Annotated in this window: 11 protein-coding genes; 6 read left to right on the top strand and 5 right to left on the bottom strand. The window is 37.2% G+C overall.

Annotated features, from left to right (window positions below):
- Positions 1-80 precede the first annotated feature (80 nt).
- On the bottom strand, positions 81-1,109 hold the full coding sequence (locus ED622_RS05945; RefSeq protein ID WP_122033026.1) for an amino acid ABC transporter substrate-binding protein: 1,029 nt from the start codon (positions 1,107-1,109) through the stop codon (positions 81-83).
- A gap of 383 nt (positions 1,110-1,492) precedes the next feature.
- On the opposite strand from ED622_RS05945, the gene ED622_RS05940 reads away from it, so the two are divergent.
- The gene (locus ED622_RS05940; protein ID WP_122033025.1) at positions 1,493-2,434 is read left to right on the top strand and encodes a bifunctional precorrin-2 dehydrogenase/sirohydrochlorin ferrochelatase; all 942 of its coding nucleotides are present in this window, start codon (positions 1,493-1,495) and stop codon (positions 2,432-2,434) included.
- A 9-nt stretch (positions 2,435-2,443) separates the two neighbouring features.
- Positions 2,444-3,133 (top strand): GntR family transcriptional regulator, encoded by a 690-nt coding sequence (locus ED622_RS05935; RefSeq protein ID WP_122033024.1) that lies wholly within the window; start codon positions 2,444-2,446, stop codon positions 3,131-3,133.
- A 5-nt stretch (positions 3,134-3,138) separates the two neighbouring features.
- Here the strand turns inward: ED622_RS05935 and ED622_RS05930 are convergent, their stop codons facing one another.
- The 3 genes from ED622_RS05930 to ED622_RS05920 form a co-directional block, all read right to left on the bottom strand.
- A complete protein-coding gene (locus ED622_RS05930) occupies positions 3,139-3,327 on the bottom strand; it encodes a hypothetical protein (RefSeq protein ID WP_122033023.1) in 189 nt (62 codons plus the stop codon).
- Between the two features lie 114 nt (positions 3,328-3,441).
- Complete coding sequence (locus ED622_RS05925) at positions 3,442-4,131, bottom strand: DUF2786 domain-containing protein (RefSeq protein ID WP_122033022.1); 690 nt, start codon at positions 4,129-4,131, stop codon at positions 3,442-3,444.
- A 211-nt stretch (positions 4,132-4,342) separates the two neighbouring features.
- Positions 4,343-5,044 (bottom strand): DUF3334 family protein, encoded by a 702-nt coding sequence (locus tag ED622_RS05920; RefSeq protein ID WP_122033021.1) that lies wholly within the window; start codon positions 5,042-5,044, stop codon positions 4,343-4,345.
- 237 nt (positions 5,045-5,281) lie between these two features.
- Here ED622_RS05920 and ED622_RS05915 point away from each other — a divergent pair, with 237 nt between their 5' ends.
- From ED622_RS05915 to ED622_RS05900, 4 genes are all read left to right on the top strand, one after another.
- Positions 5,282-8,314, top strand: coding sequence for an FAD-binding and (Fe-S)-binding domain-containing protein (locus ED622_RS05915; RefSeq protein WP_122033020.1), 3,033 nt, complete (start codon positions 5,282-5,284; stop codon positions 8,312-8,314).
- Positions 8,315-8,512: 198 nt separating this feature from the next.
- Positions 8,513-10,069, top strand: a complete 1,557-nt coding sequence (locus ED622_RS05910) for a hypothetical protein (protein ID WP_254052602.1) — start codon at positions 8,513-8,515, stop codon at positions 10,067-10,069.
- 128 nt (positions 10,070-10,197) lie between these two features.
- Entirely contained in the window at positions 10,198-10,614 is a 417-nt protein-coding gene (locus ED622_RS05905) for a CBS domain-containing protein (protein ID WP_122033018.1), read from the top strand.
- 153 nt (positions 10,615-10,767) lie between these two features.
- The gene (locus tag ED622_RS05900; protein WP_122033017.1) at positions 10,768-13,083 is read left to right on the top strand and encodes a zinc/cadmium/mercury/lead-transporting ATPase; all 2,316 of its coding nucleotides are present in this window, start codon (positions 10,768-10,770) and stop codon (positions 13,081-13,083) included.
- Positions 13,084-13,130: 47 nt separating this feature from the next.
- Here ED622_RS05900 and ED622_RS05895 read toward each other — a convergent pair whose 3' ends face one another.
- Positions 13,131-15,653 (bottom strand): HD-GYP domain-containing protein, encoded by a 2,523-nt coding sequence (locus ED622_RS05895; RefSeq protein WP_122033016.1) that lies wholly within the window; start codon positions 15,651-15,653, stop codon positions 13,131-13,133.
- Between the last annotated feature and the right edge of the window lie 41 nt (positions 15,654-15,694).

Genomic DNA, 15,694 nt, shown 5'->3' with positions numbered 1-15,694 from the left:
CTACAACCTTAAATCCATTTATCAAAAGGGGTGAAAATTCACCCCATAAAATTGTGTTATTTATCTTTATGATTAGTTGATTAACGAATTGGAGCGGCGTACATGAAACCGCCTGCATTCCAAAGGGCATTTACGCCACGTGAGATTTGTAGAGGAGAACCTTCACCAACCGTGCGCTCAAAGCTTTCGCCGTAGTTACCCACTTGTTTCACGACTTGGTAGCCCCAATCATCACGGATCCCTAAGCCTTTACCTTTAGGGCCGTCAACGCCAAGAATACGTTTGATGTTTGGATCTTTTGATTTTAGCATTTGGTCTGCATTCTTAGAGCTAATGCCGTATTCTTCAGCATTAATCATTGCACTCAACACCCATTTATTGATGTTGAACCATTGGTCATCACCTTGACGAACAACTGGTCCTAGCGGTTCTTTTGAAATGATTTCAGGTAATACTTGTGCTGTTTTTGGATCTTTTAGATTCAAACGAAGGGCATATAAGCCAGATTGGTCAGTAGTTAGGACATCACATCGACCTGCATCAAAGCCTTTAGAGGTTTGCGCCGCGGTATCAAATACAACAGGTTTGTATTCCATGTCATTGTTACGGAAGTAATCGGCAAGATTAAGCTCTGTTGTTGTTCCTGATTGAACACAAACAGATGCGCCATCAAGTTCTTTTGCACTGGTTAAGCCAAGGTCTTTTTTCACCATGAAACCCTGACCATCATAGTAGTTAACACCAACAAAATTTAAACCTAAAGAAGTGTCGCGGTGTAGTGTCCATGTTGTATTACGAGAAAGAACGTCGATTTCACCCGATTGTAGTGCAGTAAAACGCTCTTTTGCAGTTAGCGGAACATATTTAACTTTTGATTTATCGCCTAAAACAGCTGCGGCAACCGCTTGACAGAATTCTACATCAATACCTTCCCATTCACCTTTTGAGTTTGGGTTTGAAAAGCCAGGAAGGCCGGTACTAACACCACATTGTAAATATCCATTTTTTTTCACTTTTTCTAATGTACCGTTTGCAGCAACAGCCTGTGTTGATAGCAGCAATGCAGAAGCGGTAAGTGCAGCATAGAGTGGGGTCGTTTTAAATTTCATCTGTGTTCTTCCTTGTAATCCATTATTGAATTGGCGTATCACAATCTATTGTGTTGTGTTGGCCATTGGTAACGGGTCGCTCAGTTTGTAAGCAACTGTATTTAAAACATATAGAATAGTTATTAATTTGTGAAATCATGTACTGTCTAAATTATAGGCAAAGAGATCTGTGTTTTCCAAAAAATATAGTGGATTGAACTGCAATATTAACTTTATCTAGTGTAATTTATCTGGTCTTACATCTATAAATGTAACAATATTGTTAATTTATTTATTTTTTGAATCTGTTAAGTAGAAATGAACAAAATAGTGAATAAATACCTTCTTTTGTTAAAGCAAGGTATAGTGAGTCAAGAACATAAAACGTAAGGATAAAAGCAGTAATGAGATATTTTCCCATTTTTATGGATATTCAAAAGCGACCAGTCTTAGTCATTGGTGGTGGGGAAGTTGCGTGTCGAAAGATTGATATGCTATTGCAAGCAGATGCAGATATTACTGTGGTCGCTCCTTCGATCAAATCCTACTTGATGAATTATGTAGAAGAAGGAAAAATTCACTATATAAAAGGGTTTTACCATAGTGAATTATTAACAAAAGAATATGTGCAAGTTTGGGCAACGACGGATAACTCAGATCTAAATCATCAAGTTTATCGTGATGCACATGACGCTCGTATTTTAGTGAATGTTGTGGATGATACCCCACACTGCGATTTTATTACCCCATCAATGGTGAATCGCGGGCGAGTACAAGTTGCTATATCAAGTGGTGGTTCATCACCAGTATTGATTCGTATTATACGAGAGCAAATAGAAACGCAATTATCGACAAAAGTAGCGATGTTGGCTGATTTTGGAGCAGATAAAAGAAATGTAATTAAACAACACTTTTTAACCGTAGACGAAAGAAGAAAGTTTTGGGAAACCTTTTTACGTGCGCCAGAAATAGAGACACTTACAACTCGTAATGAACTTGAACATCTTTTTAGTCAGCACCTTTCAAAAAATATTGAAACAACGGCTGAGCGTAATTGGATTGAATACCATCAAGAGACGGAAATGTTGACGTTAAAATCGTTACGTTTGATGCAGCAAGCCGAATGGGTGATCTGCTTTGAAGACTGCCCATCTGAATTTGTTGAATTATGCCGCCGTGATGCAGAGCGCTTATTTGTTAGTTCAGAGCAAGAAATCGTCGAATATTTGGCTCAAGCAGAACGAGAAAAAATTCGAGTTACGATCTTAATGAAAAAAGGTCACCTTGTGCGTAATGAGAAATTACAGAGTTACTTATCAAGTGACATCTATGTGCCAACACTTTAAGGAAAGTGGATGCAATATTTAACAATAAAGGATGCCATAGAAGAGCAAATAGAAAGTGGCATGCTTGAACCTGGGCATAAGCTGCCTTCGGAAAGAGTATTAGCAGAAGCATTTTCAACGACTCGAATTACGTTACGTGAAGCGCTTAATTATTTAGCTTTATCAGGAAAAGTATACAAAGAAGAGAGAAGGGGGTGGTTTGTATCAAAGGAAGCCTTGGCGTTTAATCCACTTGCCGAAATAGATCTTTCATTGGCATGTAAGCAAAAAAATAGATCTTATAGCATTAAAACGCTTGATTCAAAGCGTCTATTAGCACCTAAAATTGTGGCTGACACATTAAAGTTAGCCCCTTTTTCCTATGTTTTAATGTACAGTCGATTGATCATGCTAGAAGGCAGAAAGGTAGCCGTTCAATATCTGTATCTGCCAGAGTTATTATTCCCATCATTAAAAAATATGGATAATGATAGTAACGTTATAGAGCTTCTGAAAGAGCATTATGCCTTAGAAAATAATAACTTATCGTTAAAGCTTGGTGTTGGTCCCGCGACAGAATTTGAGTCCGATATATTGAATATTAGTTCAGGAAGTATGTTGTTGGATATTCAGCAATCTGCAATAAATAACGATAAAAAAGGCTATTTATTACAGGTGACCCGCTGTTGTCATGATGCGATTGAGATTAAGATTGATTAAAGTATTTAGAAGGCATTGAGTTGTTTTATTTGATTAATTAACTCACCTTCGGTGACAGGCTCTGAATCAAGGTTAAATTCAGCAGAAGCACCACCTTTTAACATATAGACAGTAGTACCGCAGTGATCATAATGGAACCATTTGCCATCAATACATACATCGGTATAGCACTTAGGGTTTCTTAATAACGTCATAAAACCCCTCCTTGATACATTTTGTTAACAAATTCAAGGTATCGTGGAATAGAGACATAACTTTTGATCTAAATCAATTGAAACCTTATTTGATGTGCATTTGTTGCTAAATTGTTAATTTAGTCGCTTTGGCGCTTGAGCTCCAGCAACAGGTCGATTAACTGAAATAGTTCGACCTTTTTTAAGCCCTTTTTCGTAATCCGCTGTCATATTAGCCATGGCTTCACGTAGCTGTTGCTTAAATGTTTCGCGGTCGATATTTTTAAATTCTTTATCGATGTAATCATTAATTTTGTTGGCTGATTCATCATCGGGTGCAATGACGGGTAATTTTTCAAGAGCGCCTTCAATCCAACCAGCTAAAAATGAATTCACTCGTTTAGTGACTTCGAGTTGTCCTTTGCCAGAGCCTGCAAAACTATTTTTAAACTGACCTGTTTGTTCATTCATTTCGCGATAAACAATATCGAAGGCGAAAGCCGCAAAAATAGCACGATCAGCAGATCCAATAAATTCGACTTTTTTGAGTCCTTTATGATTTAGCAATACGGCTTCAACACCAAATCGAGTATTGATACCACGAATGATCTTTAAAATATTGCTGCCAACGTTACTTGGGAGTAGATGAGTACTTTGGGTTTTTCCCATCTTGATAAACTCAATGTCATCTTTTTCAAGACCATACTTAAGCATAAGGCGATGCGCCATCTTAATGGCTTGAGCGGCTTCATTCACATTAGCTGAATTACCGAGTTCAAGACATTTAGCGATCTTTTTTAGAGCCTTTTGCTTTGTAGACGACATAGATTTACCTTACTTTTTAGCGGGTCGTTATTTTACCTGTCTCTTATTTGATTTGGAAGGTATTTGGTATTCAAAAGATGTAGAAGAGGATTTAATAATGAGAAAAGAAGAACTTACTTATATACTTAGGGTTGTGGATGGTGCTCTTTATGTCTGTCAACAATCACAAAGAAACACCATTGTCTTAACTATTAAGCATTAAGGGGGAGAGTTAAATCCCTAATTCATCAAACAAAGAGTCATCAAAATCTTGAGATGTTGTATCTTTTATCTCTGAGGTTTTATTATTGCCTGATTTGTGTTGCTCAAATAGGTCATCAGCATCAAACTCTTCTTCCTGTTCAAAGCCTTCAAGCTCAATAAACTCGGTCTTATCCATTGCCAATTCAAGATAGAAAATATGATTATTTGCAGTAGTAAAAGTCACTCGACGTGCCTGAGGTCGATCTAAATTAGTATCAACAGAAAGGATGACTTGTTTGTTTAACGTCAGCATCTTTGGTTGGTTTTGAGAAATTGTGGTTTGCAATGTTTTTCGGATCTGCCCGGTAAAATCACCAACGATTTGGTTCATCAATTCACCAAGAACATCTCCAACTTCATCTGAAGTGTGTAAAATGGCCAACTCTTCATCAGGCATACCCATATTGCGCATATATCTTGTATACAACTCTAGTGCAGCATCTTTAGTAAAGTTAGTTACAACCAAACCAGAGAAGCCACCATCAAAAAGAACAAAACAACCAAAGTCAGGCTTTAAGCTTGTCTTTGTTATTTTTTGAACCATTGATGAATAGTTAACAGGACTTTGCGTAGCCTTAGTTAACACCCCTGACATTGAACGACATAAAGTAAGAAGAATATCGTCAGTCGTAATGGTTTTTGTTTTATTTTTTCTGGTTGCAGGTTTCATAACGTTCTCTATAAAAAATGTGCCATCGAATCTCTAGCAGAATAACATCTCGTTTTTATTCTGTGTAATGGTTCGTGTTGATCTTTCGTTTTACTGACTCTTATGAGACGAGTCATATTATAAATATTTAACGGATATAGCATAGCTTTGATGTTTTATCCATGCGAGATGTTGTAAAGTGTCTAAAGAACAACATTAATAGTGCTGAGGGATCAGCGATTTTAGGAGCATGGAGCAATGTTACCAGTATTACCATTTCAGTCGTCTATCGACTCAACGGTACTTGAATATTTAGATCAATTAGCAAAAACCGATTTTAGTGGTGATGTCGAAACGACGTATTCAAGTCGTTTGGCAGTTGCGACCGATAACAGTGTTTATCAACAATTACCTCAAGCCGTTTTACTTCCAAAAACAACAAAAGACGTTGAATGTTTAGCTTCTCTAGCAGACAGAGAACATTATAAAGCGGTGACTTTTTCTCCTCGTGGTGGTGGTACTGGTACCAATGGTCAGTCACTAACGAAAGGCATTGTGGTCGATCTCTCTCGTTACATGAATAATGTGTTGGAAATTAATGTCGAACAGGGTTGGGCGAGAGTTCAAACAGGGCTAATTAAGGATCAACTTAATGATGCTTTGCGCCCGCATGGCTTTTTCTTTTCTCCTGATTTATCGACCAGTAATCGAGCGACTATTGGTGGGATGATCAATACTGATGCATCCGGACAAGGCTCACTAAAATACGGTAAAACATCAGATCACGTATTAGCAGTAACCGCAGTTCTGGCCAATGGACAGTGTTTGGATACATCACTTTCTTATGATGAACAATCAGAAGCTGTTCGTTCTGTTTTAGATATTACTGCAGCAGTGTGTCGCGATAAGCGTAAACAGATTGAAGATAAATTTCCGCCATTAAATCGTTTCTTAACTGGATACGATTTAAAAAATGCGTTAGATACAGAAACGGACCAATTTGATATTACACGCGTACTATGTGGTGCAGAAGGTTCATTAGCCTTTTTAACCGAAGCGAAAGTAAATATTACGCCCATTCCAAAAGCCAGAACCTTAATCAATGTAAAATACGATACGTTTGATGCTGCATTACGAAATGCGCCATTTATGGTTGAGGCTAATGCGCTTTCTGTTGAAACCATCGACTCAAGAGTATTGAATTTTGCAAAGCAAGATATTGTTTGGCATAGCGTTAGTGATTTAATTACTGATGTTCCAAACAAAAAAATGCTTGGCTTAAATATGGTGGAATTTGCAGGAACAGAGCCGGAAGTGGTTGAACAGCAAGTTTCGGTTCTTATCGCAAAGTTAGAGCAACTTATTGAATCAGAATCTGCCGGTATTATCGATTATCAAATAACGCAGGATGTTGCCAGTATTGGTCGTATTTATACGATGCGAAAAAAAGCGGTGGGTTTATTAGGCGCAACAAAAGGTGCCGCTAAGCCTGTTGCCTTTGCTGAAGATACTTGCGTACCACCAGAGAATTTAGCCGATTTTATTCAAGAGTTTAGAGCGTTATTAGATTCACATAAGCTGAACTACGGGATGTTTGGCCATGTTGATGCCGGCGTATTACATGTACGCCCTGCGTTAGATATGTGTGATCCAGAGCAAGAAGCGTTAATGCACGTTATTTCAGATCAAGTGGTTGCTTTAGTTTCTAAGTATGGCGGCTTAATGTGGGGAGAGCACGGTAAAGGCTTCCGTTCAGAATACGGACCTGAGTTTTTTGGTGAAGAGCTATTTATTGAGTTAAGACGCGTTAAAGGCGCATTTGACCCTGACAACAAAATGAATCCAGGTAAAATTTGTACTCCGCTTGAGAGTGATGCTGAATTAGTCAAAGTGAGTGATACAAAGCGCGGTTATTATGATCGCCAAATTCCAATTGAAGTAAGAGATAGCTTTAACCAAGCGATGGAATGTAATGGTAATGGATTGTGTTTTAATTATGAAACGAGCTCTCCAATGTGTCCATCGATGAAGGTAACTGCAGATCGTCGTCACTCTCCAAAAGGCCGTGCAGGGCTTGTTCGTGAATGGTTACGTCAATTATCAGAGCAAGGCATTGATCCTGTTGAGCTAGAACATGATCTTTTAACAAAACGTCCATCAATTAAGCAAATCATTGATCGCATTCGTAATCGAATAAATAAAGACAAAGAGTATGATTACTCGCATGAAGTGCATGATGCAATGATGGGGTGCTTAGCCTGTAAAGCGTGTGCAAGTCAGTGTCCAATTAAAGTGGATGTTCCAAGCTTTCGTTCGCGTTTTTTAAATATCTATCACAGCCGTTACCAGAGGCCAATAAAAGACTACATGGTTGCAAATATTGAAACCATGCTACCTATCATGGCTAAAATCCCCAAAGTAGTTAATGGTGTATTGAAGCAACCGGTAACTAAAGCTTTGACGAAAAAAACATTAGGCTATGTTGATATGCCTTTACTATCGATTCCCACGTTAACTGAGCGTTGTCAAAAGAAAGATATTTCTCAATTTAATCTAGAAGAATTGAAAGGTTTTTCTGAAAAGGAGCGTCAGAAGCATGTCCTGATTGTTCAAGACCCATTCACTAGTTATTATGATGCCGGTGTAGTGAGTGATTTCGTTGAGTTAATTCAACGACTTGGATTGAAACCAATATTGTTGCCATTTAAACCAAACGGTAAAGCACAACATGTGAAAGGCTTTTTAAAGCAATTTACAACGACAGCGACAACAACGAGTGAGTTCTTAAATCAAGTTGCTGAATTAAAAATTCCAATGGTTGGCGTAGATCCTGCTTTAGTTCTTTGTTATCGAGACGAATACAATGAAATTTTGACGGATAATCGTGGTGATTTTACTGTACTGACAGTGCATGAGTGGCTGTATCCTAAATTATCCTCTTTTGATAAAGCGACAGTATTTGATACAAGACCTTGGAAACTATTTGCTCACTGTACTGAAAAGACAAAAATGCCTAATGCAGAGAAAGAGTGGGGTGAGATATTTACTCACTTTGGGTTAACGCTTAATACCGTTCCTGTTGGGTGCTGTGGCATGGCAGGGACTTATGGTCATGAAGCAGATAAATTAGAAACTTCAAAAGCAATTTATGATTTAAGCTGGAGAGGCAACTTAGCTAATTTAGATAAAGAGCGTTGTTTGATCACAGGGTATTCATGTCGAAGTCAAGTAAAACGCTTTGAAGGAGAGCAGTTGCAGCATCCTTTACAAGCAATATTGACGAACATTTAAATAGCTTAATTTTGCGCTATTGTGTGATAAAATAGCGCAAAATTTCCGTGAAGTAACCCCCATTATTTTGCAAAAATGTTGATTTTGTATCTATTTTAAGGTTATTTTATCCTTTACGGGTTGGTGTGTTGTTTTGTTACTTTTATTCGAGTTATATGATAGATGAGCAGTGCTGAGTTAATTAGACGTATTCCACAAATGAATGTGTTGGTTTTTACTGAAAAAAGAGAACGTAGTACTCAGATCCGTCAGTTTTTCCAAAAAGCGGGCTTTAAGAGTGCTGATTCTTTTAATATCAGTATGAGAGCTTCAGAATTGCCTGTTTATGACTATTATTTTATTGAATATCACTATGCTGATCATGAAGTGATTTGTGAGATAGTTAATCACGCACGTGAAAAAGCTAAGTTTGGAAAACGTCCTATTTTTATTATCGACATTGATAATGATGATTCATTAGTTGATGATATTAACGCGAGAGAGCTCTTCCCGGATTTTATTGTTAATAGCCCAATTAATTTTGGTTATATAGATGATCTAATTAAAAAATCTTTTAACTTAACACTACTTATAGAAAAGTTAGTGGGTGAAGTAAAAGGGTCTCAATCTGCTTTTATCCAACGAGCACAGACTTATTCTGGAACGTATAAAAATCGTATGCTGCTCAATATGACCCTAGAAGAGTTGTATAAAGCAAAAGATTTTTCGACTTTTAAAAAGGTGTATCAGCGCCACGATAAAAGCGAAATAATGCCACAGAATTTAATGGCGTATTGTCATGTGGTAGAAAAACCAAAAGCAATCCCTGTTCTTGAGCTTTTACTGCGCTCTAAAAAGTACTTATTCCAAGCAAATTTAATGCTTGCTGATATTTATACAGAAGCAAAACAGTTATCTAAAGTCCAGACATCTTTAGCAAAGGCTTTTGAAAATAATCCGAAAAATGATAAAGCTTTCTATTCTTATTTAACATTTATTATTGAAAATAATGAACCCGCATTAGTGCATAATATGGTAATGAAACGTTTTTATCATATAGGCATTAATCCTACGACTCTAAATAAGATGATTATGGATATCGCAGACGTTGTTTATAAGTCAAGTATGACCTTGAATAAGGAACAATATCGTCGTTATTTTGGTCAACTTATTATCACGTTAAAAAAACGTATAGCGATGGATAAGCGCGATGAATTACAAGGTTACATAAATATTTTCATTGCTCGTCAACTATTTAAGCAAGGAAAACGTTATAAAGCGAAAGCCATCGCAGCCACTTGTTATCATCGTTTTTTATCTGAGCGTAAAGTCGCATCGGATGAATTTAGAGTGGCCACCTTTGGTGTTCTAGCCATGGCTGGTGAAGTTAAGTTATGTGTTGCTTTGTATAAAGTATTTGATCAAGCGGGTTTGAAAAAAAGTGCGCCGTTATTGTTACAACAATCAATGGCTCACTTTCAAAAATTGAATAAAGTTTATCAATGGTTAAGAGCTCAAAAGTCAGCAGATGATAATAGTGCACAATTGACTAAAATTGGCCAAACTTACCCGTACTCATCAGACTTGAATTATATGCTTCTGACTTTAACGCTAAAAGGGAAGAATTTAATGAAAGCACCAGAAAACATTAAGCAATGTTTAGCCGTTATACACAGAATGGAAAGAACTAATAATACGGCTGGGTATGAAAATGTGATGTCTTCTGTTGAGCAAAATAAGAAAATCTTAATTGATGTTTTGTTAGGTAGTTCATAGAACTGTTTATTTTTCTTCTCAATAGGTTTCACCCATCACAGAGATAGGAAAGAGTGATTTAGCTTTTTTCCAAAAATAGTCCACACTTAAGTTATCAAAACTGATTGATAGCACGTTAGGGGGCTATAATGGAAAATAAAAAAGTAAAACAATACATGAGCGCACGACCTCTTTATTTGACAGCGGATATGTCATTATCAGCGGCTTTAGATCAATTTATTACTTCGCAACATATTGGTGGTCCAGTTGTGAATGAACAGCGAGAGGTCATTGGCTTCATCTCAGAGCAAGATCTTATTAAATCGTTAATTGGGGTGAGCTATCACTGCCAAGACACTCATTTAGTCTCTGATGTGATGAGAACAGAAGTACTTACCGTCACACCTGAAGATACCATTATTGATTTAGCTCAGAACATGACAGATAACAAACCTAAAATTTACCCTGTAGTAGAAGAAGGTAAGTTAGTTGGGATAATCACTCGTCGAAATGTACTTCAGGCATTGAGTGAGTCAATTGGACATTGTTTCAAACACCCAGTGTAGATATTATCTCTATAACATTTTGATATAATTAAAAATTAAGACACTTCGGTGTCTTTTTTTATATTTGAGCAAACTTATCCTTGACCTTGGAGTTAACTCTAAGGTCTATAGTTAGTGTAGATAAACAAATTACCTAACAGAAAGGATTTTCTCATGTGTACTACTCATAAAACCACACAGAGCCATGATCATAAACATAACCCATCAAGTTCGTGTTGTGCTGCTGCACCAAAGATCACGGCAATAAAGGCAGAAAGCGCGGTTGCTGATTGCTGTAGCAGCGTTGATAAATCAATAGATGCGGACTCATGTTGCGGAAGTGATCCTGGAGAATCAGACCCCTTAGTTGTTTCCCCTGTAACACCAAATAGCGCTTCATTATCTCGCAGTTGGCTTATTGCTGAAATGGATTGCCCAAGCTGCGCTGCAAAATTGAAAAAAGCTATACTAGCGATTCCAGATGTCATTGATGCTAACGTTATTTTTGCAACCGAAAAACTGACGGTAAGAGCGAAGAACGAAGCGGTATTTGAACAAATTATTAGTGTGGCTAAGACCACAGGTTTCCCGCTATCTGATATAGGTGCAAAAAACACATCAGAGAGTGAATCTCAGCCGTTCTGGAAAAAGAATATATTATTGTTAACCTTGGTTGCTTTCTTAGTTATCGCAACAGGTATTAACTTAGTCAATAAAGAACTAGGCACCATCGCTTTTACTGTCGCGGGTCTATTTGGATTAATTCCTATTGGACGTAAAGCGATTCGTTTAGCGATAAATGGATCGCCATTCTCAATCGAAACTTTAATGACGGTAGCTGCAATCGGTGCTGTTTATTTAGGTGAAACGGTAGAAGCGGCCATGGTTATCTTATTGTTTATGTTAGGTGAACAATTAGAAGGCTATGCATCGGCAAAAGCGAGAAGTGGTGTAAAAGCATTAATGGATTTAGTGCCTGATACTGCAGTTCGTATTAAATCGGATGGCACTAAAGAAGAAGTTCCAGCATCAGAATTAAACGTAGGAGATAAAGTTCAAGTTTCTCCAGGCGATCGTTTAGCCGCAGATGCAATTTTACTTTCTGAATTCGCTTCTTTTGATGAAAGTGCACTAACCGGTGAGTCAGTTCCTGTAGATAAAAAGGCTAACGATCCATTAATGGCTGGTTCTATTGTTAATGATCGTGTGATTGAAATTCAGATCACTTCGGCACAAGGTGAGAATGCGATAGATCGTATTTTACATCTGATTGAGGAAGCAGAATCTCGCAAAGCACCTTTAGAGCGTTTTCTTGATAAGTTCAGTCGTTGGTACACGCCAGCAATGATGCTGATGTCATTACTGGTTATTATTATTCCACCATTGATGTTTGGTCAATCATGGGACACGTGGATTTACCGTGGTTTAGCTATGCTACTGATCGCTTGTCCTTGTGCGTTAGTGATATCAACACCAGCAGCGATTACTTCTGGTTTAGCTACAGCGGCAAAACGCGGAGCTTTGATTAAAGGGGGCGCTGCATTAGAAGAGCTTGGTCATATTCAAAACATCGCATTTGATAAGACGGGAACACTAACCCAAGGTAAGCCAATACTGACTGATATTCGTGTTTTAGTTGAAGCTGAAACCGAAGAAAGTATTTTATTGCAATCAGCCGCGGTTGAAATGGGCTCATCTCACCCATTAGCAAGAGCCGTAATAATAAAAGCGCAAGAACAAGGATTAACTGTTATTGAAGCCGATGACCGTGAAACAGTGGTTGGCAAAGGTATTAAGGGTACCGTCAATAAGCAACGTATTGAATTGTATGCACCGCAGCAGTTTGATGGTGAGGTTATCCCTGAAATTGAGAGCCAAATCGCACTTCTAGAGCAGCAGGGTAAAACGGTTGTATTAGTCCTTATTAATGAGCAGATCTCAGGGTTACTTGCGTGGCGTGATGAACTGCGTCCAGATGCAAAAATAGCCGTTGAGAAGTTAGTTAAATTAGGTATAAAACCAATCATGCTTACTGGCGATAACGAACGCGCAGCAAAAGCTATTGCTGAAGAGTTGAATATTGACTATAAAGCGGGTTTATTGCCATCAGATAAAGTGAAATACGTTGAGCAGTTAACTGCGCAGGCAAAAACGGCAATGGTCGGTGATGGTATTAATGATGCGCCAGCAATGAAGACCGCTTCTATTGGTATTGCTATGGGTGGAGGAACCGATGTTGCTCTTGAAACCGCAGATGCGGCATTAACTCATAACCGTTTAGAAGAACTAGCACCAATGGTTGCGCTATCAAAAGCAACATTAAGTAATATTCGTCAGAACATTACCTTAGCGCTTGGTTTAAAAGCGGTATTTTTAGTCACCAGCTTGTTTGGTATTACTGGCTTATGGGTGGCAGTTTTAGCTGATAGTGGTGCGACAGCCTTAGTAACTTTGAATGCACTGCGTCTATTACGCTTTAAAGAAAAATAAACGTACGATACACGCCATTTTATTTGTTTAGAATGGCGGTTTTTTGTTTATGGATGTGCAAGAGTAAGATAAGCCGACACATCAATCTCATCAATTTGCTCTGGTTTTAAAAATTTGTTGGCGTACTCAAGGTAAACTTTATCTTCTAAAAACAGTTGGAATATCTCTTTATCTATATGCTGATTTTTTGCCATGAAAGCCAATATTTTTAATGATTCAGACAGTGTCTTTGGTGTTTTATAAGGGCGATCACTGGCAGTCAGTGCTTCAAAAATATCAGCAATAGCCATCATCCTTGCGGTTACCGGTAATTGAGATGCAGGAATAGCATAAGGGTACCCTTTACCTGACATTTGTTCATGGTGCCCACCTGCAATTTGAGGGATGTTTTTAAGGTGTTCAGGATAAGGCAATTCTTTAAGCATATTAATAGTTTGAATAATATGGTCATTAATTAAAAAACGTTCTTCATTGGTTAGGGTTCCTCGCTGAGCAGAGAGGTTATATATCTCGCCGTGATTAAACTTATTCTGGTAAGGTTTAAGATTAAACTGTTCATCCGCTTTTCGGTTTTGCTCCCAAGGAATGAGATGACTACTGCTATCTTGCAAAATGGATTCAATAGTCGGAGTGATTTTGTCTGCATCAGGCAAGCGCTGTTTTTCTTCCCATGATAATCCAAGTTGTTTATCCAAGGTGCGAATAAAGGTTCTTTTCGCTATTTTATTTAGACGTTCAATATTGTCTTCACTAAAAAATTCAGCACCGAGGTTAGATTGGGCAATAAACGCAAACTCTTCATCCAGTTCTTTAATTATATTATGGTAATTACTTTCTAATTCTGGTGTGTTTTGTCTACTTTTAAGCAGTTCATGTAAGTAAGACAGTTCAGCATCTCGTTTTAGAATTTCATAGCGAGTTCGGATCTCATGAATACGATTTGTAAACATATCCAGTTTTGTTGCTTTATCTATTACGTGATCAGCAGTGGTAAGCTTGCCACAATCGTGAAGCCAAGAAGCAAGGTATAATTCTTCCCACTCCTCATCATTCAATGAAAATTTATTCCATTGATTTTGATTTTCTTGAGCTGCTTTTGCTAGCATCAATGTTAATTCTGGTACCCGTTGACAATGGCCTGCAGTATGAGGAGATTTTGCATCAATGGCAGAGGCAATCGATTTAGTAAAAGAAAGCAAAAGGGCTTTTTGTTGCTCTAGAAGTTTTTGTTTATCAATGGATACTGCGATTATTTGCACTAAACGTTCAATAAATAATAGTCGGTATTTAGGGACAGTATGATTAAGTGGAACTTCAATGACTAGGCAGCCAATGAGTTTTTTCTTATCATTATGTAAATTGAAGTAATGGACAGAGGCTTCATAGTAATAAGATTGTTCTTGATTCTTGATAGGGATCTTTTTCTTACCTTCGATACTGCTTAATGTATTTTCGTTATCCGTAATATAAAGATAACTGTGTCCTGTCGTAATCTTATGGATTTTTTTATCAACAATCGCGCCTAATTGAAATAAATTACCGCTTTTTGCAATGATAAAAACCATTTTTAAAATATCATCAATAGTTTGATCCATCGTTTCAAGCGTGCTGCTGAGGTTATGAATTTCTTTAACAATCGAATCTTGCTTTTTCTGTTGATTAAATTGAAAGTGATTTATTTTTTGCGCGTTTTTAAGCAGTGTAACTAATCGATTTGATATGTAAGAAGAGGATAGAAATATAATCAATATCGCGAAAAATATGTAGGCGATGACATTCAAAAATAAATCATTAGATATAGTATTAAAGTTATGATTAATAACACTTCCAGGGATGAGAGATACAAAATACAGAGAGCTACGATTTAATTTGTGGACAAAAGCGGTGTAGGTAGAGCCATCTAGAGACACGGTCGCATGCTCATCATGTAGTACGCCTTGTAGTTGTGAATAAGATAAAGGAGTAGGGACATGGTCTGAGTAAATTATCTCTTTTAACTGGTAATCATAAAGATAAAATCCGACATTTCTTTTATTTACAAGTTCGTGGTCTGTTGTTTTAAAGAAAATTGAAGTCGATATTTGTAAGATAATTTTTAGATTCGTATTTTTAGAGCGGCTTAAATAAAGATACTCATTATTGAAGGTATATGTTTTGTTTGTTTTCCACATCTCCTCCAATGATAAACGAGTTGCATATTCTGCTTCGATGGTGCCGTTAATATTTTTTAAATTAATACCATTATCTTCAATGTCATAGATATATATATTAGTTAATGCAGGAGAGTGAGAAAAAGCAGAAGATATAAATTTGATTAGTGATGGTGGGATATTATTAATATCCAATGAGCTTATATCAGAGATTTCTTCTGCTAATGCGTCTATTTGGTATATGGTGAAGTTTACATTATTACTGATAATTTTCTGGTGAAGCTCGGCAACATCAGCGATATGTTCACTTGATAGTTTTGTGACAGCGCTTTTTATATTGATATATAGATGTGCTGAAAATAGGGCGAAAATAGTCGCAAAAATAATAAATAAGTACGTTTTTAATGAAACTCGTTTCATAAGAACTCTCTTCTCGTTGAACTTTATATTTTTATATTAAT

Source organism: Aliivibrio sp. EL58, from assembly GCF_900312675.1.
Lineage (GTDB): Bacteria > Pseudomonadota > Gammaproteobacteria > Enterobacterales > Vibrionaceae > Aliivibrio.
Note: the sequence above shows the minus strand (reverse complement) of the source record. Positions and strands in the feature narration are given on the sequence as shown.